We start from the raw sequence: 26312 nt of genomic DNA, 5'->3' as shown, positions 1-26312 counted from the left end.
TAAAGAGGGCAGGGCCCTCGGCAAGGTGTGCAGGCTCGGCACAGGTCGTGGATGCACGGTGCTTACCGTGTATTACGAGCGACGGCGAATATTCCTCAATGGCTGCAGCGATCGCTGGCGAAGGGCTGGCAGGCGCGCATGGCGCTGGCGATGTACTTCTCCACGGACGACACCGACACATTGATCTGACTGGCGATTTCGCGATGGCCCATTCCGCTCAGGCGATGCAGGAGCAGGGCCTGGCGGGCCTTGGCCGGCTGCTGGTTGATGACGGCGTCGACCTGGGTCAGTGCTTCGAACGCCAGGGCGCGACTCTCTTCCGATGGCCCCAGTGGCACGTCCTGGTGCCTCAGGCGTTCCAGGTGCCCGGCTTCCAGGCTGCGACGACGGTAGAGGTCGATGAGCATGCCCTTGGCGATCTGCGTGAGGTAGCAGCGACAGTGCTCGGGCGCTGGCACGGCGCCCTTGCGGATGAGGTTGAGGTAGATGTCGTGCGCCAGGTCCGCGGCGTCCGTCGAGTTGCCCAGCTTGCGTCGCAAAAGGCCGCTGAGCCAGCCGTGATGATCTTTGTAGAGCCGCTCCACTTGTTGTCTGAGCGCGAACGATCCGTTGTCCACGATGCCTTTCCCCACCCCATGTCGACGCTGCGATTTTGACGAATGCTAATAAGTATGATTATCATTTGCACGATACGGTGTTTGTTTCGCGAGTGCAAACGCACCGCTCTTCCTCGCCGTCCTGCCGCGTTCATGCATCGGCCGCGGCCTTGTTTTTCCTGCCAACCAAGGTGCTTATTTCCATGATGGAAACCCGTCCTGACAACGTATTGCAGACGCCGCTTACGCCCCATGAAGAGCAGGCGTGGCTGCTCCAGCAGCAGTATCCCGAGCAGATCCGCAAGCATTTCTGCGCCTGGTCGCTAGGCTGCGCATTCGATACCCAGCGCCTGGAGTCCGCCCTGAGGGCGGTCATCGATGCACTGCCGGCGCTCAATGCCCGTTATCTGTTCGACGATGAAGGCGAGTTGCGCAAGGTCACGGCCGAGGATTGGCAAGCCTGTGTCGCCGTGCTGCACGTCGATACTCCGGCGCAGGCAGGCGACCTGCTGCTGGCCCGTCAGGCGTCGCCCTGGGACGCCGAAACCCAGGCGCCGCTCGCTGCCCTGGTGATCCAGACCGGGCAGGGCGTGATCCTCGGGTTCGTGCTGCATGAGGTGCTGGACCAGACCTGTCGCGAAGACGACCTGTATCGACTGGTCCTGGATGCCTACGACGGTCGTCCCGTGGGCGTGCCGCACCTGCCGTGGCTGATGCGCCAGGCCACCGACAGCCCACCGCTGGCTTCGCCATCGGCCGACCCCCAGGTGTCGAACGATGCCGACGCCATGGGCGCGCTGATCCTCGGCGAGTTCCGCAACACGCTGGCGGAGCCGAGCATGACGTTGGAAGACGACTTCTTCGAATTTGGTGGCCATTCCCTGCTGGCGACGCGAATCATCGGCAAACTTGCAGACAGCCACGGCGTGGAGGTGGACTTCAACGACTTCTTCAGCGCGTCCACGGCGGGCGCGCTGGCACAACGGGCACGTCGCCGCGAACAGCGTGCATTGGCCGCTGCAGTGGCCTCGTCGACACCTGTGCGAACCGCCCCTTTCGCACCGGCGCAGGCGTCGCTCGGGCGTGCGTACGCCGCCTTCGATTTCGGCACGATCTTCAACCTGCCGTTCGCCGTGGCGTTTCGCGAACCGGTCGACGAGGCCGTTTTCGAGCGCGCCTTCCACGATCTGGTCGAGCGCCATGCCAGCCTGCGCACGACCTTTCATTTCGATGAAGGCGAACCCTACCAGCGGCAGGTACCCCTGGAGCGGCTGAGCCAGTACCGCTGGTTCTGGTCCAGCCAGCACAGCGAGGGTGCCAGCCTGGCCAGCGAAGCGGGGCATGTTTTCGACCTGTCCCGCGAGCTGCCGATGCGCGTGCGCTTCCTGCGTGACGGGCAACAGGCGGGGCAGACGCTTTCGCTACTCGTCCACCACATGGCCATCGACGAGTGGTCGCTCAACGTGCTGATGCAGGACCTGAGCCAGGCCTACGCCGCGCGCGCCGCCGACCGGGTGCCGGTCTGGCACGAGCCGGCGCCGGCCTTTCACGAGTACGCCACGCGCGCTCGCATCGCCGGCATCGACCCACGGCACCTGGCCTACTGGACCGACATGCTGGGCGATGCCACGCGCGGCCTGCAGCTGCCTGGCCAAGCCAGTGCGGCCGGCGCGCGTGCGAGCGAATCCGGCATCCAGGCACAATGGTTCGAGATCACCCCGAGCCAGGAGCTGACCGATGGCCTGCAGCGGTTTGCCAGGCACAACAGTGCTTCCCTGTTCGGCGTGCTGTACACCGCCATTGCCTTGGCCTTGCACAAGGTCGGCGGCCTCGAGGAACTGGTGATCGGTACCTCGGCTTCCGGACGCACCGATCCGGCCTACTACAACACGGTCGGCTACTTCACCACCATGGTCGCCCATCGCGTGCGCTTCGATGCGCAGCAGGCACTGGGATCTATGGTCGAGGCAGTCAGCAGCCTGATCAATGATTCCATGGCCTACGCCGACGTGCCGCTGGAGCAGATCCAGCAGGCATTGGGCATGACCCCCGCGGACGGCCTGTTGTTCGACGTCTACATCCAGATTCACGCCAGCAACGCCTTGAATGGCGCGCTGCGTGGGGCCGACGGCGAAGCGATCCGCTACCGGCAGGTCGACCCGGAAAAGAGCCAGTCGATGTTCGGCATGCAGTTCGAAATCATGGAAAACATGTTTGAGGGCCAGCGCTCGTTGCGACTGGTCGTCACCTATCAAACCGCGCGCTACAGCGCCATGCAGATGGACCGTGTCAGCCGCGCAATCGAGCAGGTGTTGACCGCGTCCACTGACAGGGAAGGAGCAAAAGCATCAGTGGGGCAGTTGAGCGTCTAGCGCCGTCCCTTGTAGGAGCGGTCATCGGCCGCGAAGGGTTCACCGCGGTGCATCAGGCTGACCGCGGTGTGATTTTCGCGGCCACGGACCGCTCCTACGGAGGGGCGCGGGGCGCGGTTCAGTCCTGATGCATGCCGTAGCGCTGGAACGACGAGCGTTTTGGCAGTCGGTAGCGGGCGCGCCCCAGCAGTTGGTTGACGATGGTGGCGTTGCGCGTCGGGGCGATGCCCAGGTCGGGTGAGCCGACGCCGTGCTGAAAGATTTCCGCGTTCTGGATGAAGATCTTGCCGGCGCCGTCGTCACGGCGGCGCGCGGTGAAATCCGCCTGCACCACGCAGTCACCATAGCTGTCGGTGTCCAGCAGTGTGTCCTTGAGCCGTTCGAACCACTGCGGCCAGGTGTGCCGGTAACCGGTCGCCGCAACGATGGCGTCCGCTTCGAGCGTGCCGGTCTGGTCCAGTTCACGGTGCCGGTAGGCGATACGCAGTGCGCCGTGAACATCCTCCACACGCTGCACCTCGCAGTTCGACAGCAAGGTCAGCCCTGGGTCACGCCCGCCGATGGAGCGCTCGTAGATCAGGTCGTACAAGGCGCCGATGGTCGAAAAACTGATGCCCTTGTACAGCAACCCTTGCCCGGCAACCACTTCGCGCCGTCGCTCGGGCGCCAGACTATGGAAGTAGTCCATATAGGCAGGGGTGAAGCATTCCTGGCCCAGCTTTGAGTACTCCATCGGATGAAAGCCCGGCGAGCGCGTGATCCAGCGGATCGAGGCGCCTGCCGCGACCCGCGCCGGCGTCAGTTCGCTGAACAGTGCCAGTACACATTCCGCTGCGCTTTGCCCGGAACCGATGACGGTAACCTGCCGGCACTCGGCCAGTTCCGCCTGACGTTTGCCGAATTGCGCCGAGTGCATGATCGGCGCAGTGCTCCTGACCTGTGCCCACTGGGGCAGCAGGGGCTGGGTGCCGATGCCTACGGCCAGGTGTCGGCTGCGGTATTGACGCTTGAACCCCGAGATCGACTGGCTCTGGATCAGGAAACGCTGGGTGTCGGCGTCATGGGTCACCTCGCAGACTTCCTCGTCGAAACGGCAGGCACCCAGGCGCTGGGCTGCCCAGCGGCAGTAGTGGTCGTATTCCAGCCGAGGTACCTGGAAGTTGTCGTAGTAATAGAACGCGTGCAGCCGATCGTGGTGATGCAGGTAATTGAGGTAGCTCAAAGGGTGGGTTGGATCGGCCATGGTCACCAGGTCCGCCAGAAAGGGCACCTGCAAGGTGGTGCCGGGAAGGAGCAGGCCTTCGTGCCAGCGAAACTCGCTCTTGCGTTCCAGGAACAGATGACTCACCTCGGGGTGGCCATCGAGCAGCGCGGCCAGGCCCAGATTGAACGGGCCGATGCCTATGCCTGCAATGTCTATCGTCGTTACATCCGTCATCCCGTCTCTCCATGAGCATTGTCGGGTGGGCGCGACGCCGTTGCAGGGCGCCGCATTCGATTCAGTCGGTCAACGTGGCTGCGCTCTTGGCGAGCAGGCGCTGCACGTCGTGGGCATTGCGGCACTGCAGTAGCTGGCCGGGCGACAACGTCACTGCGAAACGCTCGCGTAGCCCGGCCGCAATGGCTTTCAGGTGCTGTGGTCGCAAGCCCAGGCTGATGAAGTGGGTGGTAACGTCGTCGGCATGCTGCGCCGGGCGGCCCAACACGCTCAGGTAGACCTGCAGCACGGACAGCGCCAGCGTGTCGGCAGCCGGCGACGACTCGGTGGCCGGTACGGCGAGCAGCGCGCGTGCCTGCCGGCGGTCGACCTTGCCGTTCTGCGACAGCGGCAGCTGGTTGACGGCCAGCAGGCGCGTTGGCAGGTGCGAAGGCTGCAGGTGTTCGCGGGCGTAATTGCGCACTTGGACGACGCTGACTGGCGGCATGCCGGCAGCGCTCACGTACAGCACGCCGAGGTTGGTTTCGCCCTGGCTGGAGTCCTGGTAATCCACTACCAGCACCTGGCACAGCGCAGGATGGTTGCTCAGGACCTTCTCGACATCGGGCAGCGAGACGCGCACGCCGCGCACTTTCACATAGCCGTTGACCCGGCTGTCGAAGAGCAGGGTGCCATCGCTCCGGTAGCGTCCGCGGTCGCCGCTGCGAAAGGCCCTGATCGGGTGGCCCTGTTCATCGCCGACCGTGATGAAATCGGTCTGCGTGTATTCGCCGCCTTCCAGATAACCGAGCGCCAGGTTCACGCCCGCGGTGTGGATACGCCCCACAACGCCCGGCGGGCAATGCCGGCCGTGGTCATCGAGCAGCAGATAACGGTTGCCCGGCAACGGCTCGCCGTAGGGAATCAGCGTGCGGTCGTCGTTGCCGATCTCGTGCCAGATGCTCCAGATGGTGGTTTCGGTGGGCCCGCCCAGGGAGATCAGGCGGGCGTGCGGCAGGCATTCGCGCAACTGGGCGATCACCACCGGCTTGATGTAGTCGCCACCCTGGGCGATCAGGCGCAGGCTGCGCAGGTCATGCTCGCCGCGACCGGCCAGGAGCATTTCCACGATCGCTGGTACCGAACACCAGAGGCTGACCCGATGCTCGGCGATCAACTGGTTCCAACGCACCGCGTCCTTGTCCTCGTTCACCGCCGGCAGCACCAGCGTGGCTCCGGCGCTGAGGCTGCCGAAGACGTCGAACAGCGACATGTCGTGGTGCAGCGGCGTCACTGACATGAGCACGTCGTTCTGGCTGACTTGCCACCGCGCCAGCGTGCTGCCGATGACGTTGGCGGTCGCGCGGTTGTTCAGCACCACGCATTTGGGTTGGCCCGTGGTCCCCGAGGTGTACAGATAATAGGCGGGCGCTTCACTCAGGGAAAAATCGGGCAACGACACGGGGAAGGGCGCGTGCTTGGCGAGCAGCTCGGCCATGATGGCCATTGGCTGTTCGATGGGTTCGAGATCGGCCAGTACGACCAGATCAGGTTGGCAGTTGTCCAGCAGGTAGCGGCGGCGTTGCTCGGGTGCTTGAGCATCGATGGGCACCCAGATCACACCTGTCAGCGCGCAGGCCAGCGTCAGCATCGTGTGCTCCGGGCTGCGGGGCAGACAGATCGCGACCACGTGACCGCGCGTGAGGCCTCGGGCCTGCAAGGCGGCGATCACCCGCGCCACGCCGTTGCCCAGTTCGGCGTAGCTCAGCCGCCGGGATCCGCAGATGAGTGCAGTGCGGGTGTTGTCGGCATCGAAAACCTGCTCGGCGATGTGGGCCAGGAAAGGTGCCTGGCAGGCATCGCGCTCGGGGCTGTTGCGGCGATAGTGGGCGGTGTCGAGCAGCGGCGCCGTTTCCAGGGTGAAGCTGTCGTGGGCGGCGATCTGGCTGATGGCGTCGTCCAGCATGCGCAGAATGTCGCTGACTTGCGCCGAATCCATGACCTCGTGGGCATAGTCGATATCGACCCGCAGCGAGCCTTGGGCGTCGGTCGACAGGCGAATGTCCATGGCCACCTGCGGCGTCTGGGTCAGCCCGCCGTGCAGGCCCATGGCGCTGTCGGCTGGCGTCACCGGCCACGACAGGCCGCTGGTGATCACCACCGGCAACACCGGCCCCGGGCCGTGGCGCTCGAACAGCAAACGAGTCAGGTCGACCCCGGAATACGCCAGGTGCTGCAGTCCCTCCAGCACATCCACCTGCAGCGCCTTGGCACGTTCGGTGAACGGGCGCCGATCGGCAATCCAGTTGATGGCGATAAAGCTCGAGTGGTTGGCCAGGTCGGCGCTGCGGGTTGGCGCGACCGGCAGGGCGACGCACAGATCGCCCTCGTCGAGCCAGTGCGAGAGCACTTCCAGAACCACCGCCATCAGTGCGGAATTCTTGAACAGGCGCTGTTGTGCGGCCCGTCGGCTCAGCGCTGCAAAGCGCGATTGGGGCACCTGCAGACTCTGCCGTTGGTAGCGAGACGGACCAGCCTGGGCAAGCGGTCGTTTCCACGGCAGGCAGGGCGGCCCGCTGACCGCCGCAAGCTTCTCGCGCCAGTAGGCCATGTCTGCCTTGCGTTGCTCGTTCGCGGCCGGTGCTGGCAGCGGGGCCGCTGCTGCCGAGGGCTGCTCGGGCGTGCCGGTGAACAACTCCACCAGCAACGCTGCGATGGAGTGGCCGTCCACAATCAGGGCGTCCATGCGCACGAACACGACGTGCTGGTCCTGCGCCAGTTCGAACAGCGTGACGTTCCACGGCGCCGCGTGCAGGCCGAACACGGCATGTGCGTAAGCTTCGCGGCGCTCTTCCACCTCGCGCAGGCCATCGCTCAGGGGCAAGTGGCGCAGGTCGATTTCATCCAGATGGGGCTCGGCCACATCGCTGACGTACTGCACGCAGCGCTGGGCATCGATGTGGGTACGCAGGCTCGGGTGGCGCCGGACCATGTCGGCCAGGCGGGCACGCAGCACGGCTGTGTCGATGTGCCCGCGGTATTCGCGAAATTCCTGCATGGCCACGCCGCCCAGCGGCATGTGCGCGCCGCGCCCCAGCAGGTAGGCCTGCTGCAAAGCGTTCAACGGGCGTCGGGCCGGCGGCGACGACAGGGGTTGATCCAGGCGGGTCGGATCGGCGGCAACCGCTTGCACCCGCGCGACGAAGCGCTCGAACAGAGGGGACACCCAGGCCAGCGGCAGGGCATCGACACGGATATCCCAGTTGATCGAAAGCCCTTCGTCGATGTGAGCGACCTGAACGTCCAGGGCCACCTGCGGACCTTGGGAGATCACCCAGTTCATCGGGCCGAACGCCCGCCGCACACGTTCGGAGAACAGCTCGCCCTTGCTGCGCTCCAACGCAGCGGTGAAGACCACCGGCGCCAGTTGCGCCGAGCCCGTATGCCGCGACAGGTCGCGCATCAGGTCGACGCCGGAATAGGCGCAGTGCTCCAGGGCCTGGATCAGGCTGTCACCCAGCTGTCGGCACAGAGTCGCGGGACTGCTGGCGTCGGCCATCTCCACGTCGACGATCAGCACGTTGGCGAATTCGCCGATGATGCCCTGCACCTGGGGCTGCACCGGCGCGCGCCAGAAGCTGGGGACATTGAGGCGAAAGCGTGGATCGCCGGTGCGCTCGCCCAGCACCGACGCGAACAGCCCCAGCATCAGGCTGGACAGGGTCAGTCGGCGCTCCCGCGCCAGCTTCTGCAGGGCTTGGTAGTGCCCGGCGTCGAGCCAGGTATGCAGGCGCTGGCTGTGCGGCTGCGCTGCGCTTGATTCGAGCAGGGGCAGGGTTGGGGCGGGCGCGATGTGGTCCAGGCGCTGGCGCCACCAGTGGCGATCGCGGTCGCGGGCAGCCTTCACCGCAGGGTCTGCCCGCAAGGTGTCCAGCCACTGGAAAAACGTCGGCGGCGTCGAAGCCGGCTGCTCGGGTGCTTCGTAACCGACGGCCAGGTCTTCCATCAGCGTGGGAAAACTGGACGGGTCGATAGCGATCATGTCGCTGTCGACGTGCAGGCGGAAGCGATTCTCGGGCAGCAGGCTGACGCCCACGCGCAGCCCGCCGACGTCTACCAGATCCAGCTGCTGATGGGTCCAGGCTTCGCGTTTGCGCTGTAGCGCCTGTTGCAATTGCACGGCCGGCAGATCGCTCAAGTCGTCGACTTCAAGCGCCGGCCCGCGCGCCGTTGGCGGGGTGTGTTGCAAGCCCTCGGGGCTGACCCGCAGGCGCAGCATGGGGTGACGGCTACAGGCATCTTGCAGCGCCGAGCGCAGGCGTTCGAGGTCGATTCCAGCGCCATCGAACTCGGCGTACAGGTGAGCTGACACGCTCCCCAAGGCCGCATGAGCAGTACGCCCGATCCAGCAGGCGGCTTGCATCGAAGTTAACTCTCGCATGGCTCACTCGTCTCACATGATTGACAACGTTCCGTTTATGTCGTCACCATTAGAAACAATAATCATTAACATTCGCAATTAAAACTTACATTCCAGGGCAGGGAGGCGACACCTCAGATGAGATCAGCCATAGTCAGGGCGACTGCGCCGCAAGACGTGCAACACGTTGTGCAAGATGACAATTTTTCGTTCATGTCGGGTCAGCGCGAGTTGCGTGCCCGCGGGCTGGCACAGCGCATCGAGACTCCGGCGGTGGGCGGGCAGGACGCGCAGGGTCGCTTCCAGCAAGCCATCCAGCGCGCTTTCGAGCAGGCGCGAAAGGCCGGGCAGGCCGTGCCGATGGTGGTCGGTGCGATTCCCTTCGACCCGTCCGAAGCGTCGTGCCTCTACGTTCCGGAGCAGGCGCAGTGGCACGACTTGGAGCCGGGCGGGGCGGGTACGCCGAGCCCCATGCCGTCGTTGCTGGAGCAGCGCAACCTGCCCGACCAGCACGCGTTCATGCGCTCGGTCGAGCACGCCGTGGCCAACTTCGGCTACAGCGACGTGCGCAAGGCGGTGCTGTCGGTGCAGCGCGAACTGGTGTTCAGCCAGGCCATCGACGTGAACGCCCTGGCCCATAACCTGCGGGTGCAGAACCCCAGCGGCTATCACTTTCGCGTGCCCATGGCCGACGGCGGCACCTTGCTGGGCGTGAGCCCCGAGTTGCTGGTGCGCAAGCACGGCGCCTCGTTCGTTTCCAATCCGCTGGCCGGTTCGGCCAAGCGCATGACCGATGCCGACGCCGATCGACGCAATGCCCAGTGGTTGTCCGAATCGGACAAGGACCACTACGAGCATGGCTTCGTCACCGCAGACATCGCCGCGCGGGTCAGCGAGCTGTGCACCCGGCTGGACGTACCGCCGCGGCCTTCGCTGATCAGCACCCCGACCCTCTGGCACCTGTCGACGCGCATCGAAGGCACCTTGGCCGACGCCTCCGTGTCGGCCCTGCAACTGGCCTGTCGCCTGCATCCCACGCCTGCCGTGTGCGGTTTTCCCACCGAATTGGCGCGGCGTCTGATTCGTTTCGTCGAACCCACCGAGCGCGGCCTGTTCACCGGCATGGTCGGCTGGTGCGACGCCCAGGGCAACGGCGAATGGGTCGTGACCATTCGCTGCGGTACGGTCTCAGGCCCGCGGGTCAGGCTGTTCGCCGGCGCCGGTATCGTCGAAGCCTCGCAACCGGCGGCGGAATGGGCCGAGGTCCAGACCAAGCTGCGCACCATGCTCCAGGCGTGCGGACTGCACGCGTGATTTGCCCTTCCTCATGACGAGTGAAACCATGACTATCGAATTCACCCGCTGGCCACAGGACCGTGCCCAGGCCTACCGCGACCTTGGCTACTGGCTCGACCGGCCACTGACGCGCATCCTCGAAGAGCGCTGCCAGGCACAACCCGACGCGCCGGCAATCATCTGTGGCGAGCGCAGCTTCACCTACGCCGAGCTTGACCGCCTCTCGTCCAACCTGGCCTCGCGCCTGGCTGCGTGCGGCCTGGGCCGTGGCGATGCGGCGCTGGTCCAGCTGCCCAACATTGCCGAGTTCTACATTGTATTGTTTGCCTTGTTCAAGGCCGGCATCGTGCCGCTCAACGCGTTGTTCAGCCACCGCAAGCTGGAGCTGGGGGCGTACGTCAAGCAGCTGTCGCCGCAATTGTTGATTGCCTCGCGCGAGCACGAAGTGTTTCGCGATGACAGCTATGAAAGCCTGTTCGAACAAGCGACGGCCCAGCCTCGGGTCGCTCTGTTTCTGGCCGATTCGCGCAACCAGCACAGCCTCGCCCAATGGCTCGAGACGCCGGCCACCGAGCAGGTGGCCTACGCGCCCACAGCCGCCGATGAAGTGGCCCTGTTCCAGTTGTCCGGGGGCAGCACCGGCACGCCCAAATTGATCCCGCGCACCCACAACGACTACCACTACAACGCGCGCGCCTGCGCCGAAGTCTGCGCCCTTACGACACAGACACGCTTTCTGTGTGCCCTGCCGGCCGCGCACAATTTCCTGCTCAGCTCGCCAGGCGCGCTGGGCGTGTTTCACGCCGGTGGCTGCGTGATCATGGCCGACAACCCCGAGCCGCTGGCGTGCTTCGCCCTTATCCAGCGGCATGCGGTCAATACCGTGGCCCTGGTGCCCAGTGCCGTTGCCCTGTGGTTGCAGGCCGCGCCCCAGCACCGCGCGCAGTTGCAATCGCTGCACTACCTGCAGGTGGGCGGCGCGGTGTTCGCCGACTCGTTGGCGCGCCAGGTGCCGGCGGTGCTGGGCTGCCAGTTGCAGCAGGTATTTGGCATGGCCGAAGGGTTGATCAACTACACCCGCCTGGACGACAGCGACGAGCAGGTGTTCACCACCCAGGGGCGTCCGGTGAGCCCTGGTGATGAAATCAAAATCGTCGACGAGCAGGGCGCCGAGGTGCCCAGCGGCCAGCCGGGAATGCTCGCTACCCGAGGTCCGTACACCTTCTGCGGCTATTACAACAGCCCGGAGCAGAACGCCCAGGCGTTCGACGAACAGGGCTATTACTATTCCGGCGACCTGGTGCAGCGCCTGCCCAGCGGTGATCTGCGCGTGGTGGGCCGTATCAAGGATCAGGTCAATCGTGGTGGCGAGAAGATCGCTTCCGAAGAGATCGAAAACCTCATCGTGCTGCACCCGGACGTGACCCATGCCGGGCTGGTGGCGATGCCGGACCAGGCCTTGGGCGAGAAGAGCTGCGCGTTCGTGGTCACTCGCGATCCGGCCCTCAAGGCGCCCGCGCTGCGCCGTCACCTGCTGGCGCTGGGCATCGCTGAATACAAATTGCCCGATCGTATCCGCATGATCCCCAGCATGCCGTTGACGGCCGTGGGCAAGATCGACAAGAAGCGGCTGCGCCAGCTGCTGGCGGTGGAAGACAACCGCAGCTGGCTGCAGACACGTCTGCTGCAACTGATCGAGGACGGTGACGCCCTCGACCCTCAGGAGAATCTGATTTTCTACGGGCTGGATTCCCTCCAGGTGATGCGCCTGGCGGCCGAGCTCAAGGAGCGCGGCGTGGCCGTGAGCTTCGAGGAACTGGCCACCGAACCGACCCTGGCCAACTGGTGGGCACTGGTCGAGAGCCGCCAGAAAGCTGCCTGATTCAAACGGCGAGCCGTGCTGGTGCAGTGCGGCTTGCCTGGTCATTCCAGAAAGGATCCACGATGACATTGTCTACTGCCGACACCGCCCGACTCGATGATTTCTGGCGACACTGCCTGGAGCATCAGTTCTTCAACATTGGCTACCCGGAAAATGCCGATTTCGACTACAGCGCACTTGAGCGCTTCCTGCGCTTTTCCATCAACAACTGCGGCGACTGGGGTGAGCACAGCAACTACGTGCTCAATTCCTTCGACTTCGAAAAGGACGTCATGGCGTACTTCGCCGACCTGTTCGACATTCGCCGCGAGGACAGCTGGGGCTATGTCACCAACGGCGGCACCGAGGGCAACATGTTCGGTTGCTACCTGGCACGGGAGCTGTTTCCCGATGGCACCTTGTACTATTCGCGGGACACCCACTATTCGGTGGCCAAGATCGTCAAGCTGCTGCGCATCAAATGCCGCGCCGTGGACGCACTGCCCAATGGTGAGATCGACTATGACGACTTGCTGGCGAAGATCGCAGCGGACGGGGAAAGGCACCCGATCATCTTTGCCAACATCGGCACTACCATGCGCGGCGCCGTCGACGACATCGCCATCATCCAGGCGCGCCTGCAACAGGCAGGTATTGCGCGGCGTGACTACTACCTGCATGCCGATGCCGCGCTGAGCGGGATGATTCTGCCGTTCGTGGATACGCCGCAGCCGTTCACCTTTGCCGCGGGCATCGATTCGATCTGCGTATCCGGGCACAAGATGATCGGCTCGCCGATTCCCTGCGGCATCGTCGTGGCCAAACGCAGGAACGTCGAGCGCATCTCGGTGGAGGTGGACTACATTTCGGCGAGCGACAAGACCATCAGCGGTTCGCGCAACGGCCACACGCCGATGATCATGTGGGCGGCGCTGCGCACCCATTCGCCAGCCCAGTGGCGCCGCCGGGTCGCGCACAGCCTGAAGAGCGCCCAATACGCGGTCAATCGGTTGCGTGCCGGCGGAATCGACGCGTGGCGCAACCCGAACTCCATCACTGTGGTGTTTCCCTGCCCCTCGCCGGGCATTGCCCGCAAGTACGGCCTGGCCACCTCGGGTGATACCGCGCACCTGATCACCACGCCGCATCACAGCGACACCCGGGTCATCGATGCGCTGATCGACGAGGTGATCGCCGAGGCGCGTCCGGAGGCCTGGCGCGCCACCTTGCAGCGAAGCTGGCACGCGAACACCCAACTGCCGCCACGCAGCACGTCCTGGGGCGGCGGAGCCAGGCTCGACGGGCGGTGATGACCGGCTCATGGCGTGACACGTTGCCCATTCCACCTGAAGAACGAGGGAGACCATCTTGAATCAGCCACCCACACCCCAGGACTGTGCCAACCTGGAAGACATCCGTTGCGGCATCGACTGGCACGACCGGCAGATCTTCGACGCCCTGGTGCAGCGTTTGCAGTACGTCAAGGCCGCAGCGCAATTCAAACCCAGCGAGCAATCGATCCCGGCACCCGAGCGAGTTGCTGCCATGCTCGAACAGCGCCTGGAGTGGGCCACTTTGGCCGGCTTCGACCCGGCGTTCACCGAGGCACTGTTCGAACGAATCATCCACTGGAACATCCAGCAGCAGATCGCCCACTGGCGCACGACCCGAGCGCCCAACGCCTGATCCACCGCGGCGTTCTTTTCGCGGGCAGAGCCCGCTCCCACAAGGGGGGCGGGGTTGGATGTTCTGTGGGAGCGGGCTCTGCACGCGAAGGGCGCACTGCGGTCCGACTGATGTTCTATGGCAGCACGATGTATTCGTTGCGCTGTTGAATGCCTTGGTGGGGCCCCTCGACCAGGTGCACGTAACGACCGCCGACCTGGTCGATCGGCACGCAATCGTCCACGTCCAATACGGCGTCGGTGTGGGGCTGGCGCCAGTCTTCGAGGCACTGGCGGCGGGCGCTGCTCTTGGCATCGCGCGCCGTGTGCGCCACCACCAGCAGGTAGTGGTGTGCTTCGCCGAACGACTGCGCCTCGTAGCCACCAAGATTGATCACATACAGCCGCGGCATGCCGGCGCCAGGCGCCAGCGGGCTGAACTCGACCTTCCACTGTTCGACACCGTCCACCGCCATCCAGGCATCGATGTGCAAACCTTTCTGACTGCCGAACCAGTCTGCCCTCAGCTGCGGATAGGTCGCTTCGAGCGAGTCGGCGACGACGCAGGCGATATCGTGCACTTCGATGCGCGCCTTGGGGTGCTTGCCGCCAAGCAGAACGACGTAGAGCATGGGTCGGGGTCCTCGAGTGGGGTGCTGGTACGACAGCATCCTGCCACTCATTGCTCAACGCCGTCTCGCTGAATGGGGCATTCGGCACCGCCCCTCAGCGAACGTTCTTGTCGAGGAATTCGCGGATCACCGGAATGATCTCCCGGCCATGGGTTTCCAGGGCGAAGTGGCCGGTGTCGTAGAAGCGAATGTCCGCCTGGGGCAAGTCGCGCTTCCAGGCCTGGGCGCCGGCTGGAAGGAAGAACGGGTCATGCTCGCCCCACACGGCCAGCAGGGGCGGCTGGTACTGGCGGAAGTAGTCCTGAAAGGTGGGGTACATCGCCACGTTGGAGGCGTAATCCAGCACCAGGTCCAGCTGGATGTCGGCATTGCCGGGCCGCGAGATCTGCAGGCCTTCCAGGGTGTAGCCGTCCGGCGAAACCGCGCTCGGGTCGCTGACCCCTTCCAGGTACTGCCATTTGATCGAAGCCGGTGTCGGAAAATCCCGCAAGGCATCGCGGTGCTCTTGGGTAGGCTCGCGCCAGTAGGTCTGGATGGGTGCCCAACCAGCGCCCAAACCTTCCTCATAGGCGTTGCCGTTCTGCGAGATGATCGCACTCACGCGCTCGGGGTGCGCCACGGCCAGGCGCCAACCCACTGGAGCACCGTAGTCGTGGACCATCAACGCGTAGCGGTCCAGCTCGAGCTGTTCGGTGAACTGGCCGATGGTCTGCGCCAGTTGGTTGAAGGTATAGGCGTAGTCGCCCCGGGCGGGCGCTTCGGTGAAGCCGAATGCAGGCAGATCCGGCGCGATCACATGGTAGCGGTCGGCCAGTTGTGGAATCAGGTCGCGAAACATGAACGAAGAGGCGGCAAAGCCGTGCAGCAGCAACACCGTGGGCGCGCCCGGATCGCCGGCTTCTCGGTAGAACACGTTGACATCGCCGACCTGCTCGTAACGGTAGTGCACCGTGCGGTCGGCATGGGCGTTCGACGCGGCGCTGGTCAGCAGCGAAGCGGCAAGCGCGGCTGCGGATTTCGAAATGGTCATGACGGCTCCTAATGTAACCCTTGATTGGTATGTTTGAAGGTTACGGAACATTCTGGTAACCTGTCAAACTAATTTTATGGGTTACAGAACGTCATGAATCTTACCGCCATCGCTCCTGACACGTTGTTCGTGGCCGACAACCTGGCTCTGGATTTCATCAATACCCAATACGGCGTGGGCGATCAGCAGCACGATTGCCTGCGTGACGACGAGGACGTACTGAAGTGGCTCGATGCTGCTGGCCTGCCTGCGCGGCATGACCAGGCGGACACTGCTCGCGGACTATTGACCCAGGCCCTTGCGCTGCGCGCGTGTGCCAAAGGACTGGTGAACGCCGCGATGACCGGGGAAGAAGCCGACCCTGAAGTGGTCAACCAGATTCTCGAGGCCGGGCGCCCTGTCAGCGGCTTGCAGTGGAATGGCGCGGCACCGGCGTTTCGCATCGCGGTGCAGCCCAGGGATGCTGGTTCGGCAAGCCTGCTGTGGCCGGTGGCCGACGCTCTGGCCAGACTGGTCACGGGGGACACATTCGAGTTCGTTCGGCAATGCGAAGCCCATGACTGCGTGCTGTTCTTTCACGACCTGAGCAAGTCGCATCGACGCCGCTGGTGCAGCATGGCGACCTGTGGCAATCGCATGAAAGTGGCGGCGTTTAGGTCCAGGAAGAAGCCCGAATAGACTGGTTTCAGCCGCTTCCCGGCGCCGGGAAATGCAGCGCAAAGCGGATGCGTCCGGGCTGGGGTTGGGTCACGCTGGCCTCACCGGCGTGCAGTTGCATGATCGCCGCGACAATGGCCAGTCCCAAGCCATTGGAGTCCGAATTATGCTGGCGCGAAGCGTCGCCTCGGTAGAAACGATCGAACAGGCTGGCCAGCGCCGAAGGCTCCAGGGCAGGGCCCTGATTCTCTACCACGATCACGCATTGCCCCTCTGCCGACTCGACGCTGATCAGGGCATCGCTGTGCGGGTCGGCGTAGCGGATCGCGTTGGCCACCAGGTTGCTCAGTGCGCGCCGCAACAGCAGCGGGTCGGCGTGCAGGGTGGCGTCACCGGAAATCAGCAGGCGGATCTTGCGTTCTTCGGCGAGCCCTTCGAAATAGTCGGTGACCCGCGCCAGCTCGTCGTGCACCTGCAGCGGCTGGCGCTGCACCACCGCCTGGGCGTCGTCGGCGCGCGCGAGGAACAGGATGCTTTCGACGATCCGGGAAATACGCTCCAGCTCCTCCAGATTCGACGCCAGCAGTGCCTGGTATTCGTCCGCACTGCGGCCTTGGCGCAGGGCGACCTGGCAGTGCCCCATCAACGAGCCCACCGGCGTGCGGATTTCGTGGGCGAGGTCTGCGGAAAATTGGGTCAGCCGCTGGTAGCCCTCGGCCAGGCGATCGAGCATCGCATTGTAGGCTTCGCTCAACTGCTGCAGTTCGACCGGCGTGTTGTCGCTGCTCATGCGGCTGTGCAGGCGTGCCGGGGAGATATCGGTGGCGTGCGCCGCCATCTCGCGCAGCGGCCGCAAGCCGCGGCGCAGCAGCACGAAGCCGAGCAGGGCGGTGAGCAGGAACGCCATGCCCACGGCCAGGTAGATCCGCTGGCGGAACTCGCCAAGCATGGCCATCTCCTTGACCATGATGTGCGCCGCCGTGAGTTGCACCTCGCGGCCGCCGGAGGTGGTCAATACGCTCGCCGCCCGCAGGGGTATGCCCGAGGGTGCCATGCCGGTGCGCAGGTCGGCGCTGCCGGGAATCGCATCGTGGGCGACCGCAGGCACGGAGGGCAGGGTCGCGTGCAGCGGGTTGACCTGAATCACCGGTGGCTGGCCGGTCTCGGCAATGACGAAGATGTCGTCTTCGCTGCCGAGCATGTTCTGGAAGATCTGCGGGCTGCTCGACAGTTTGTCCAGGGTCAGGTCGTAGTGCAGCAGTTTGCGAAAGTGGTCGAGCCGCCCGAGCACGGCGTTGTCGCTGCGCTGCAGCACCGAAGCTTTCATCGATTCGTACAGGTACCAGCCGGCGCCGGCCACGGTGAGCATGGCCACCAGAGAGAAGGCCAGGGTCGAGCGCAGGGTCAGGGAAGGTTGGCGTCGGCTTCGCATGCCCGCACCTCGCAGACGTAACCGATGCCGCGCACGGTGTGGATGAGCTTGACCGGGTAGGGCTGGTCGACCTTGCTGCGCAGGCGCTTGACCGCAACGTCGACCACATTGGTATCGCTGTCGAAATTCATGTCCCACACCTCCGAGGCGATCTGGGTGCGCGAGAGCACGTCGCCTTCGCGCCGCAGCAGCAGGTGCAGCAGGGCGAACTCCTTGTTGGTCAGGGTGATCACTTCCTGTTGCCGCGTCACCCGGCGCCGCAGCAGGTCCAGTTCGAGGTCGGCGAGGTGGAAGCGATCGGCTTCACGGGCGCCGCCGCGGCGCAGGATGGTGCGGATGCGCAACAGCAGTTCGGTGAACGAAAAGGGCTTTACCAAGTAGTCGTCGGCGCCCAGCTCCAGGCCCCGAATGCGGTCTTGCAACTGGTCGCGGGCGGTCAGGAACAGCACCGGTACATTCTGCCGCGCGCGCAGCACCTCCATGATCTGGAAGCCGTCGATGCCGGGCAGCATGACGTCGAGCACCAGCAGGTCGTAGGGATTCTCCAGGGCCAGGTGCAAGCCATCGGCGCCGTGCTGCGCCCAGTCGACGTTGTAGCCGGATTCGCCGAGGCCCTTTTTCAGGTACTCGCCGGTCTTGGTGTCGTCTTCGATCAAGAGGATGTGCATCGATCAGGCTCGCTCGGGCGTTCGCGGTTGCCGTGGAGGGTTCGTGGCGGGTGGGTTCGCACAGCGCAGTCTAACCAAGCGGCGCGGCGCTGTCGGTTACATTACCGTCATTGAGGCGCATGCCGCGCGAATGACAGAAATGTCATCGAGCGGTCATGCGCGCGTGCGGGTTGGTGGCCGAGGATGGGTGCACACCTACCGCAAGGAGTCGTACCGATGAAGATCAAAACTGCCCTGTCGACCACTCTGGGCACGTTGCTGCTCAGTGCCGCCGTGATGGCTTCGGCTGCAGACATGCCGGTGGTCAAGCCGATGCGTGGCACGGTCGATGGCCTGGACAACAACACCTTGTCTTTCACCACTCGCAGCGGCGCGCACCAGACCATCGGCCTGACCGACAAGACCGGCATCCGCCTGGTGTCCAAGGCCAACATCGACTCGATCAAGGCTGACAGCTTCATCGGCTCGGCGGCTACTCCCCAGGCAGATGGCACGCTGAAAGCGCTGGAAGTGACCGTGTTCGAACCCAGCCTGAAGGGCAGCGGGGAAGGGCACTACGGTTGGGAAAACGCCGACGGTACCACCGGCACCATGACCAATGGCACGGTCGGCAAGCTGGCCCAGGCCAATGGTCGGACCTTGACCGTGAACTACAAGGGCGGCGAGAAGCAGGTCGTCGTGCCTGAAGATGTGCCGATCGCCTATGTCGAAGCCGGCAAGTCGGAGCAGCTGGTGAAAGGCGCCAAGGTCGTCGTGTTCCCTGCCGAAGACGGCAAGACCGCCCGTGGCGTGGCCGTGGGCAAGGATGGCTTCCAGCCACCGATGTAACCTGTGTCATACCCCCGTGGCCGCGCTCCCACAGGGGGCAGGCGCATCCTCTTCGTTGTGGGAGCGGGTCTCTGCCCGCGAAGGGCGCGCCGCGGTAAGGCTGATCCATCGCGGCGCCCTTTTCGCGGGCAGAGCCCGCTCCAACAGGGGTAGATGCATCCTCTTACTTGTGGGAGCGGTCATTGGCGTGTGTTTCTTTGACATGGGAGGGCCATTCGATGGCCGTGCGTCGCATACATTCACTGACGGTACGCCTCACCCACTGGATCAATGCCTTCGGCATGACCTGCATGTTCATGAGTGGCTGGGGCATCTACAACGCCTCTCCATTGTTTGCGTTCCGTTTTCCGCCCTCGTTCACTCTGGGTGGTTGGCTGGGTGGCGCGATAGCTTGGCATTTCGCGGTGATGTGGCTGTTGGTGATCAATGGCCTCGTCTACGTCCTCTACGGATTGATCAGCCGCCACTTCAAGCGCGATTTGCTGCCGATCACTTCCCGCGCGGTCAAACGCGACCTGCGCGATGCCCTGCGTTTGCGGCTGATCCATGAAAAGGGCGTCTACAACGCGGTGCAGCGCCTCATGTACTGGCTGGTACTGGCGGCCGGGGTGCTGATTCTGGTATCCGGGGTAGCCATCTGGAAGCCCATCCAGTTCCAGGAGCTGGTAGCACTGCTGGGCGGCTACGATTTCGCCCGCTACGTCCATTTCGCCGCGATGTCTGCCATCGGCGCCTTTACAGTGGTGCACCTGGCCCTGGTGCTGCTGGTGCCCAAGACGCTGCCGCCGATGATCACCGGCGGGGTAAGGCCTTCGACTACCGGGAAGACCGATCATGAATGAACCCAAATCCCGCCGGGTCGCTCCGATAATCCTGGAGCCGGCCCAGCGCAGCCAGCTCGAAAGCCTGCAGCGGCGACATTTCCTGCGCGGCGGCCTCACCGTCGGCGCCATGGCGATGCTCAGCGGCTGCAATCTGCAGGACGGTGATCAGGTCGACAAGGTGCTCTGGGCCATGTCGCGCTGGAACGATCGAGTGCAAGCCTGGCTGTTCAACGGCCAGCGTCTGGCGCCTACCTACAGCAAGGCGCAGATGACCCAACCGTTCCCGTTCAACGCGTTCTACAGCGAGGACGACATCCCCGATATCGACGTATCGGGCTACGCCCTGGCAGTATCCGGCCTGGTGCGCGACAAGGCGTCGTGGACACTCGAAGGCCTGCGCAAGCTTCCGCAGCAGACAGACATCACCCGGCTGATCTGCGTCGAAGGCTGGAGCGCCATTGGCCAGTGGGGCGGGGTGCCGTTGAAAACCTTCCTCGAGCACATTGGCGCCGATACCACAGCCAAATTCGTCGGATTCAAGTGCGCCGACCGCTACTACTCCAGCCTGGACATGCCCACCGCCCTGCACCCGCAGACGCTCCTGGCCCTGGACTATGGCGAGGTTGCACTGCCGCCCGAATATGGCTACCCATTGCGGGTTCGCGTGCCGACCAAGCTGGGCTTCAAGAACCCCAAGCACATCGTCGAGATCTTCGTCAGCAACGATTACCCCGGCGGCTATTGGGAAGACCAGGGCTACAACTGGTTCAGCGGCATCTAGCCGCGCGCGACGCGGCTCGCGCCGCTGCTACAGGGGTTCAGCGGCATCTGGAAGCGCGCATCCCCCTGTAGCAGCGGCGCAAGCCGCGTCGGCGGTAAATGCGGCCCCCCCTGACACACCGCAGTAAACCCGGACGCGGCTTGCGCCGCTGCTACAGGGGTTCAGCGGCATCTGGAAGCGCGCATCCCCCTGTAGCAGCGGCGCAAGCCGCGTCGGCGGTAAATGCGGTCCCCCTGATACACCGCAGTGAACCCGGACGCGGCTTGCGCCGCTGCTACAGGGCTTTGCAAAACCCTCGCAAGGTCAGGTTCTGGTGACGGTGAGGACCACGGCGGCGATTCGTTCGGCCTGGCGATACCCGGGGGTTTCCAGCTCTTCGCCGAATACGTCCGGGTCCACCTCTTCGTAGGTCCATTGAAACCCTGGTACGTCCACCAGCGGCTGCACCTGGGTCAGAAACAAATCGACGCCGGCCATCGACGGCGCGCCGGTGTACAGCAGCAGACTGCCGCCGGGCGCCAATCGACCCAACGCCTCGCTGGCGATGCGCACCGACAAGGCCGACCCCAGTTCGCCGCCGCCGTCGCGGTAGGCCCGTGCCTGGGGATCCTGCATGTACGGAGGGTTGGCAACGATCAGATCGAAATCCCCGCTGGTGCCCTGCAGCACGTCGCTGTGCCAGGCCGCTACATTGGCTACGCCCGCCAGTGCCGCATTGACTGCAGTGAAACGCAACGCCGCAGGATTGATATCCACTGCCTGAACCTGCGCTTCGCGGCGCGCCAGGGCAATCAGAATCGCCCCTGCGCCGCTGCCGCAACCGATATCGACCGCGCTGCGGATCGGCTGCCGGGACTCGTGCAGGTGCTTCTCGATGGCCCGTGCAAAACGATAGGTATCGGGCCCAAAGAAAACCGAATCGTGGGCGACGGTCGGATAGGCCGAGTGAACGAACAACTGCCCGCCCAGGCTGGACCAGCGCACCTCGCTGCGCAGCAGCCCCGACTGCTCGCTGACGATGGCATTTTCCAGCAATGCCGCCGTCTCCACTTCGGGTAACAGGTTGGATTCGAACGGGCGACTCCAGCCGAACACATCGCGCAGGTCACGGGCGACCGCGTTGCCAGGCCGCTCGTTGTTGCGCTGATGGGTCAGCGGCGTCACCGTCACAAAGCGGTAGCCATCTGCTTGCAAGCGGCGACCCAGCTGGAGCAGCACCTGGTCCAGTTCCGCGCCCTCGACGGTTGGGCACACGTTCACCTGGTTCATGTCAGAGCCTCGTACCTCAATATTCATGGCTCAGCGCTCCCTCGCTCAGTCGCTGAGTGAATGCCCGGGTCGCTTCCAACCCCTCGGGCGATGCGTGCAGCGATGGCGACATCTTGCGAATCAGTGCCTGGGTCGGTTCCGCAGGCCGGGCTGTGCCGGTCGCAATGGCGACCGCGGGTGCGCGTTGGCGAAAGCGTGCCCTGAACGGATTGCTGGCGCCGGACTGATCGTCCAGCCAATCGCCGGCGATCCAGTCCTTGAGCAACTGCCGTTCGTAACCGTTGAACACGCCGAACATGGGCGCGCCCGGCCCATCGAGCATCTGCCAGAAACGGCTGGCCTCGGGGTCCTGGTGTCGCTTGATCCAGCCCTTGTTTTCCAGCGCGGTCAGAAAAGCGCCGCACTGGCCCGGCTTGGCCAGCCACTCGTTGACGGTCCTGCCTTCGAGGCGGCAGTAGTCTGAATGCATGTACTGGCCAAAGCCGCGCTTGCGCTCCAGCATCTGCACCACCTCATGGTCCAGATCGAAGCCCTCGATCACTGCGGCAGAGCCGATACCCAAGTCGTTGAGGTTGTAGCCTGCCCGCAGCCTCTGCAGAAACGCAGCGTTGTCCGCACCGCCCGGCAGCAGATCGAGCACGGCCGCTACCGCCTTGTGGGCATGCCCAGTGCCAGCGTTGTCGATGGTCACGTGCAAGGTGAAATAGTAAGGGTCGATGCCCAGCTCGTTCAGTTCGAACGCAGTGATCAGCAGGTGCAGCGGCAGTTGCTCGTAGCCCAGGTTGTAGCCGATCACCTCGGGCAGGAAGTCCTCGCTGGCCTGGCCCAAGGCCAACTGAATGGCGCCTTGCAGGTACAGCTCGTCGGCCAGGTCGTGGGTCGCCAGGCAGTCGTGCTCGGCCAACAGCGCGCGGTACAGCGTGACGTGGTTGAGTGAGGGATCACCGTCGCCCAACTCTTCGAGGTAGGTGCGGATCAGGCCGTGATAGCGCCAGTCCGCCGCATGCTTGACGGTGCCGAACAACCACGCGCCATCGACCAGCTTGCTCGGTGCCACCTGTTGCAGGAAATACAGGGCGTGGGCCTTGTTGCTGAAAAACCGTCGGGGCGCGCCGGCGTGGCGCAGGGCAAGATACTCGGAATACTGGCGACCCACCGCCGCGGCGTTGTCGGCCACCCACTGCAGCAGCTGCGCAGGGTTCGAGGGCATCGGGCAGGGCAGCTCGGCCGCCAGCGCCAGTTGTTCTTCGAGAAACTGCTTCGCCCGTCCTGGCTCGGTGGCGTCGGTCTGGTCGAGCAGCGACCGGTAGAGCGGCAGGGCAGTAGGCTCGGGCCTGGCCCCTGAATGCGGATGGCCAGTGGATTCAAGCGGGATCATGACAGCACCCATCGTGTTTTTGGTGTCTGGTTTCGAGTGAGCCCGCCTGCAGAAATTCACCTGGACCGACGAACGCCCCTGCCGATCACGCCGCTTGGCTGTGGGTGTGCCCATGGCGATGCAGCGCCACCCAGATCACTACACTGAGAACCCCGATCAAGGTCGCTGCCGATCCCAGCACCAGGTTGTGCGAAGTGCTGAACGCGGCTTGGCCAGCGGCGACCAGCTCGGCAGCCTGCGGGCCACCCAGCACCTTCGCCGCGCTCATGGTTTCACCGATCGAATGCCGGGCGGTCTCCGCGATTGCCGGGGGTAGCCCTTCAGGCAGCTGGATAGAGCGGGTGTAGCCGCTGCCCAGGACGATACCGAACCCGGTGATGCCCAGCCCTGTGCCCAGGTCATAGCTGGTGGCTTCGAGCGCGCCGGCCGAGCCGGCCTTGTGCGGCGGCGTACTGCTCATGATCGCTACCGACGATGCCGTCAGGCCAATGCTCAGGGACAGACCCAGCATCACCAGCAGGCCGATCACGGCCCATCCGCTGTGGTGCAGGTCAGCCATGGCCAGCCCTGCCAGGCTGGCGCTGGCAGCAGCCAGCGACAGACTGCCCACCCAGCGCAGGCCAATGGCACGCAACAGCAGACCCGCCAAGGGCCCGCCGACCGCCGAGGCGATCATCAACGGCAAGAGGAACATGCCGGCCTGGAGCGGTGTCTGGCCGAGCACGAATTGCAGCTCCTGGGCCAGCATCAATTCGACCCCGGCCAGGGCGCCCATCACCACCAATGCCATGACCACGCCTGCGCTGATCGCCGGTGAGCGGAACAGGCTGAGGTCGAGCATGGGGCGTGCGGCGTGCAATTGCTTGTGCCCGAACCAGCCCAGCATGCTCAGGCCGATCAGTGCCGAGGCGCTGGTGACGAACACCGAGCTGCCGGGCTTGAACCCGGACTTGAGCGCATAGACAGTGGCCATGATACCCAGCATCAGGATCAATGCCTGGCCGATGGTCCAGTTGCCGTCGCCGGTGATGGAGGTGCGCGGCACATGCTTGAGCACCAGCGGCATCACCACCAGCATCACCGGCACATTGACCAGAAACACCGCGCCCCACCAGAAATGCTCGAGCAGGGCGCCGCCCACCAATGGCCCGATGGCCGCACCTGCCGAGCCGGTGGCACCCCAGACGCCCAGCGCCAGGGCCCGCTCGCGCTCGTCGTCGAAGGTTTGGCGGATGATCGCCAACGTGCAGGGAATGATCATCGCCGAGCCGAAGGCCATGAACGCCCGAGCGGCGATCAGAGTGGCCACGCTGGGCGAGAACGCCGCAAGCACCGAGCCGAGGCTGAAGATGCACAACCCGGTGATCAACAGCTGGCGATGGCCGATCCGATCGGCGAGGGTACCCATGGGGATCAGCAGGCTGGCCATGATCAACGGGTAGATATCGATGATCCACAGCACCTCGGTGCCAGTGGCCTGCAGCGCCAGGGTCAGCGAGGGGACCGCCACGTGCAGGATGGTCACGTCCAGCACCACGGGCAGAAACACCATCATGACCGCGACCAGTACCCACCAGCGTTTTGCAGATTGAGACGACGACACGGGACTTCCTTGAATTATCGAACGGGCCGCAGGTGCGGCGGCCCGGCACGCGCTGATACCATCACGCCATTGTTCCTGAAGCAAGCTGAGGCATGCGGCACACCATGACGGCAAAGCAACCGGGCAGCAAGGGACGCAGTACCCGCGGTATCACCTTGGTGGATGTCGCGCGTCTGGCAGGTGTGGCGCCGATGACCGTCTCGCGTTATCTGAACGCGCCGGACGCGGTGCGCGAGGAAACCCGGCTGAAGATTCAGCAGGCCATCGTCCAGACCGGCTACGTGCAGAACCGCCTGGCCAGCTCCCTGGCGAGCAATCGCAGCCGTCTGGTCGCCGTGGTCCTGCCGATGGTCACCAATCCGCTGTTCTCCGACACCTTCCAGGCGATCAACGAACGCCTGATGCAGGCAGGCTACCAAGTGCTGCTCGGCGTTTCCGGTTATCAGAGCGAACAGGAGCAGCATCTGCTCGACGTCATCCTCAGTCGACGCCCCGACGGCATCATCCTCACCGGCACCCTGCACACCCAGGCCAGTCGCGCGCGCTTGCGTGCCGCGGCTGTACCCGTGGTGGAGACCTGGGACCTGACCGACGACCCCATCGACATGCTGGTGGGCTTTTCCCATGAACGCGTGGGCAGCGAGGTCGCGCAACGCCTGCTGCGACTGGGCTACCGTCGATTCGCCCTGCTGGCGGTGGACGATCCGCGTGGATTGCGCCGTGCCCAGAGTCTGCTCGATGCTCTCACCCAGGCCGGCATCGGCGATGTTCAGCAGCAGATCTTCGCCGGCTTGCCGACCCTGGAGCAGGGGCGACGGGGGCTCGCTGCGCTGCTCGAGGACGATTGGCCAACCCCGCAGACGCCACCCTTGATGGTGGTTTGTACCTCCGACACCCTCGCTCATGGCGTGCTCACCGAAGCGGCTGCGCGTGGCTTGCCGGTGCCCGAGCGACTGGGTGTGATGGGCTTTGGTGACATGAACTTCGCCAGCCATACCTTTCCGGCCTTGTCCACGGTGCGCATCGACGGTGCGCAGTTGGGTGCCTGTGCGGCTGACCTGTTGCTGCGCCGTCTGCAGCAGCCCGAGCAGGTTGCCGAGATCGTCGATATCGGCTTCTCCCTCATCGAGCGACAGAGCACTCGCGCCGTGTTCTGATTCAACACCGCTGGAAGTCTTCTGCGTCTGCCGAAGCGACCGAAACCGATTTGAAGGAGTGGGTTCAGTAACGTACCCACGGTGCCTGGTCTTGGCACAGCGCTGCGCACGCAAGTCAAGGCCCGTGCCGATGCACTGATCGATGAGACCCGTTGAGTCGGTTTACTGGCGTTTGTGCCTTCGCCATCGGTCAGGGTCCTGGCGGTACGGCCGCAAAACTGTTTCGCGTGCGTTGCACAGTGTTCCGTGGCCGATAGGTGCAGCCCTCGGCCACCGGGGGCTGTAGCGTGTCGGTCGTCGGGCGGTGGGCAATTTCGCCAATGAACCGTCGCTTTGCGCTGGCGATCTGCCATACACTGTCGCCATGAGCTTCATTGACGCCAATAAAATTGACGAATTGGGCCTGCAGATATTTGGCGCCATCAAT

20 protein-coding genes are annotated in these 26312 nt (G+C 64.5%); 10 read left to right on the top strand and 10 right to left on the bottom strand.

The window, feature by feature from the left end; genetic code table 11:
* Nucleotides 1-95: 95 nt before the first annotated feature.
* The gene (locus IFU31_RS02740; RefSeq protein ID WP_122478551.1) at nucleotides 96-617 is read right to left on the bottom strand and encodes a sigma-70 family RNA polymerase sigma factor; all 522 of its coding nucleotides are present in this window, start codon (nucleotides 615-617) and stop codon (nucleotides 96-98) included.
* A 182-nt stretch (nucleotides 618-799) separates the two neighbouring features.
* On the opposite strand from IFU31_RS02740, the gene IFU31_RS02735 reads away from it, so the two are divergent.
* Nucleotides 800-2968 carry a condensation domain-containing protein gene (locus tag IFU31_RS02735; protein WP_192102215.1) on the top strand — a complete coding sequence of 723 codons (2169 nt, stop codon included), beginning with the start codon at nucleotides 800-802 and terminating at the stop codon, nucleotides 2966-2968.
* Nucleotides 2969-3086: 118 nt separating this feature from the next.
* On the opposite strand, the gene basC is transcribed toward IFU31_RS02735, so the two are convergent.
* Both basC and IFU31_RS02725 read right to left on the bottom strand, forming a co-directional pair.
* Entirely contained in the window at nucleotides 3087-4406 is a 1320-nt protein-coding gene (basC, locus tag IFU31_RS02730; RefSeq protein ID WP_185793572.1) for a putative histamine N-monooxygenase, read from the bottom strand.
* Nucleotides 4407-4467: 61 nt separating this feature from the next.
* Complete coding sequence (locus IFU31_RS02725; RefSeq protein ID WP_192054380.1) at nucleotides 4468-8826, bottom strand: amino acid adenylation domain-containing protein; 4359 nt, start codon at nucleotides 8824-8826, stop codon at nucleotides 4468-4470.
* Between the two features lie 192 nt (nucleotides 8827-9018).
* Here IFU31_RS02725 and IFU31_RS02720 point away from each other — a divergent pair, with 192 nt between their 5' ends.
* The 4 genes from IFU31_RS02720 to IFU31_RS02705 all read left to right on the top strand — a co-directional run bounded on the left by IFU31_RS02720 (nucleotide 9019) and on the right by IFU31_RS02705 (nucleotide 13648).
* Nucleotides 9019-10119, top strand: coding sequence for an isochorismate synthase (locus IFU31_RS02720; protein WP_240998816.1), 1101 nt, complete (start codon nucleotides 9019-9021; stop codon nucleotides 10117-10119).
* Nucleotides 10120-10147: 28 nt separating this feature from the next.
* A complete protein-coding gene (locus IFU31_RS02715) occupies nucleotides 10148-11983 on the top strand; it encodes a (2,3-dihydroxybenzoyl)adenylate synthase (RefSeq protein ID WP_192102214.1) in 1836 nt (611 codons plus the stop codon).
* A gap of 62 nt (nucleotides 11984-12045) precedes the next feature.
* Entirely contained in the window at nucleotides 12046-13272 is a 1227-nt protein-coding gene (locus tag IFU31_RS02710; RefSeq protein WP_192102213.1) for a histidine decarboxylase, read from the top strand.
* Nucleotides 13273-13330: 58 nt separating this feature from the next.
* Complete coding sequence (locus tag IFU31_RS02705; RefSeq protein ID WP_197979557.1) at nucleotides 13331-13648, top strand: isochorismate lyase; 318 nt, start codon at nucleotides 13331-13333, stop codon at nucleotides 13646-13648.
* 115 nt (nucleotides 13649-13763) lie between these two features.
* Here IFU31_RS02705 and IFU31_RS02700 read toward each other — a convergent pair whose 3' ends face one another.
* Nucleotides 13764-14258: a DUF1543 domain-containing protein gene (locus IFU31_RS02700; RefSeq protein WP_192102212.1), complete on the bottom strand. Its 495-nt coding sequence runs from the start codon at nucleotides 14256-14258 to the stop codon at nucleotides 13764-13766.
* 94 nt (nucleotides 14259-14352) lie between these two features.
* Entirely contained in the window at nucleotides 14353-15288 is a 936-nt protein-coding gene (locus IFU31_RS02695; protein WP_192102211.1) for an alpha/beta fold hydrolase, read from the bottom strand.
* A gap of 93 nt (nucleotides 15289-15381) precedes the next feature.
* Here IFU31_RS02695 and IFU31_RS02690 point away from each other — a divergent pair, with 93 nt between their 5' ends.
* Entirely contained in the window at nucleotides 15382-15966 is a 585-nt protein-coding gene (locus IFU31_RS02690) for a CGNR zinc finger domain-containing protein (protein ID WP_122478533.1), read from the top strand.
* Between the two features lie 7 nt (nucleotides 15967-15973).
* On the opposite strand, the gene IFU31_RS02685 is transcribed toward IFU31_RS02690, so the two are convergent.
* Nucleotides 15974-17377: a heavy metal sensor histidine kinase gene (locus tag IFU31_RS02685; protein ID WP_192102210.1), complete on the bottom strand. Its 1404-nt coding sequence runs from the start codon at nucleotides 17375-17377 to the stop codon at nucleotides 15974-15976.
* Entirely contained in the window at nucleotides 17350-18045 is a 696-nt protein-coding gene (locus IFU31_RS02680; RefSeq protein WP_122478529.1) for a heavy metal response regulator transcription factor, read from the bottom strand. Before IFU31_RS02680 ends, IFU31_RS02685 begins: the two co-directional genes overlap by 28 nt.
* A gap of 222 nt (nucleotides 18046-18267) precedes the next feature.
* On the opposite strand from IFU31_RS02680, the gene IFU31_RS02675 reads away from it, so the two are divergent.
* From IFU31_RS02675 to IFU31_RS02665, 3 genes are all read left to right on the top strand, one after another.
* Nucleotides 18268-18873 (top strand): hypothetical protein, encoded by a 606-nt coding sequence (locus IFU31_RS02675; protein ID WP_192054513.1) that lies wholly within the window; start codon nucleotides 18268-18270, stop codon nucleotides 18871-18873.
* A gap of 218 nt (nucleotides 18874-19091) precedes the next feature.
* Nucleotides 19092-19715 (top strand): cytochrome b/b6 domain-containing protein, encoded by a 624-nt coding sequence (locus IFU31_RS02670; protein ID WP_192102209.1) that lies wholly within the window; start codon nucleotides 19092-19094, stop codon nucleotides 19713-19715.
* Nucleotides 19708-20478: a molybdopterin-dependent oxidoreductase gene (locus IFU31_RS02665; RefSeq protein ID WP_192102208.1), complete on the top strand. Its 771-nt coding sequence runs from the start codon at nucleotides 19708-19710 to the stop codon at nucleotides 20476-20478. The genes IFU31_RS02670 and IFU31_RS02665 overlap by 8 nt, the downstream gene beginning before the upstream one ends.
* A gap of 303 nt (nucleotides 20479-20781) precedes the next feature.
* Here IFU31_RS02665 and IFU31_RS02660 read toward each other — a convergent pair whose 3' ends face one another.
* The 3 genes from IFU31_RS02660 to IFU31_RS02650 form a co-directional block, all read right to left on the bottom strand.
* A complete protein-coding gene (locus tag IFU31_RS02660; protein ID WP_192102207.1) occupies nucleotides 20782-21747 on the bottom strand; it encodes a methyltransferase in 966 nt (321 codons plus the stop codon).
* A gap of 16 nt (nucleotides 21748-21763) precedes the next feature.
* Nucleotides 21764-23125 carry an iron-containing redox enzyme family protein gene (locus IFU31_RS02655; RefSeq protein WP_192102206.1) on the bottom strand — a complete coding sequence of 454 codons (1362 nt, stop codon included), beginning with the start codon at nucleotides 23123-23125 and terminating at the stop codon, nucleotides 21764-21766.
* Between the two features lie 85 nt (nucleotides 23126-23210).
* On the bottom strand, nucleotides 23211-24728 hold the full coding sequence (locus IFU31_RS02650; protein ID WP_342214247.1) for an MFS transporter: 1518 nt from the start codon (nucleotides 24726-24728) through the stop codon (nucleotides 23211-23213).
* Nucleotides 24729-24832: 104 nt separating this feature from the next.
* Between IFU31_RS02650 and IFU31_RS02645 the strand changes: the two genes are divergently transcribed.
* Nucleotides 24833-25885 (top strand): LacI family DNA-binding transcriptional regulator, encoded by a 1053-nt coding sequence (locus IFU31_RS02645; protein WP_192054399.1) that lies wholly within the window; start codon nucleotides 24833-24835, stop codon nucleotides 25883-25885.
* Nucleotides 25886-26312: the final 427 nt, after the last annotated feature.

Origin of the sequence: Pseudomonas sp. CFBP 13602 (genome assembly GCF_014842725.1) — a bacterium.
Taxonomy (GTDB): Bacteria; Pseudomonadota; Gammaproteobacteria; order Pseudomonadales; family Pseudomonadaceae; genus Aquipseudomonas; species Aquipseudomonas baltica.
This window is presented reverse-complemented; position numbering and strand designations above follow the sequence as displayed.

Coding starts and splice junctions, on each gene's coding strand:
- IFU31_RS02735 (WP_192102215.1), top strand. CDS start 800: ATGATGGAAACCCGTCCTGACAACGTATTGCAGACGCCGCTTACGCCC.
- basC (WP_185793572.1), bottom strand. CDS start 4,406: ATGACGGATGTAACGACGATAGACATTGCAGGCATAGGCATCGGCCCG.
- IFU31_RS02725 (WP_192054380.1), bottom strand. CDS start 8,826: ATGCGAGAGTTAACTTCGATGCAAGCCGCCTGCTGGATCGGGCGTACT.
- IFU31_RS02720 (WP_240998816.1), top strand. CDS start 9,019: ATGTCGGGTCAGCGCGAGTTGCGTGCCCGCGGGCTGGCACAGCGCATC.
- IFU31_RS02715 (WP_192102214.1), top strand. CDS start 10,148: ATGACTATCGAATTCACCCGCTGGCCACAGGACCGTGCCCAGGCCTAC.
- IFU31_RS02710 (WP_192102213.1), top strand. CDS start 12,046: ATGACATTGTCTACTGCCGACACCGCCCGACTCGATGATTTCTGGCGA.
- IFU31_RS02700 (WP_192102212.1), bottom strand. CDS start 14,258: ATGCTCTACGTCGTTCTGCTTGGCGGCAAGCACCCCAAGGCGCGCATC.
- IFU31_RS02695 (WP_192102211.1), bottom strand. CDS start 15,288: ATGACCATTTCGAAATCCGCAGCCGCGCTTGCCGCTTCGCTGCTGACC.
- IFU31_RS02690 (WP_122478533.1), top strand. CDS start 15,382: ATGAATCTTACCGCCATCGCTCCTGACACGTTGTTCGTGGCCGACAAC.
- IFU31_RS02685 (WP_192102210.1), bottom strand. CDS start 17,377: ATGCGAAGCCGACGCCAACCTTCCCTGACCCTGCGCTCGACCCTGGCC.
- IFU31_RS02680 (WP_122478529.1), bottom strand. CDS start 18,045: ATGCACATCCTCTTGATCGAAGACGACACCAAGACCGGCGAGTACCTG.
- IFU31_RS02670 (WP_192102209.1), top strand. CDS start 19,092: ATGGCCGTGCGTCGCATACATTCACTGACGGTACGCCTCACCCACTGG.
- IFU31_RS02665 (WP_192102208.1), top strand. CDS start 19,708: ATGAATGAACCCAAATCCCGCCGGGTCGCTCCGATAATCCTGGAGCCG.
- IFU31_RS02660 (WP_192102207.1), bottom strand. CDS start 21,747: ATGAACCAGGTGAACGTGTGCCCAACCGTCGAGGGCGCGGAACTGGAC.
- IFU31_RS02655 (WP_192102206.1), bottom strand. CDS start 23,125: ATGATCCCGCTTGAATCCACTGGCCATCCGCATTCAGGGGCCAGGCCC.
- IFU31_RS02645 (WP_192054399.1), top strand. CDS start 24,833: ATGACGGCAAAGCAACCGGGCAGCAAGGGACGCAGTACCCGCGGTATC.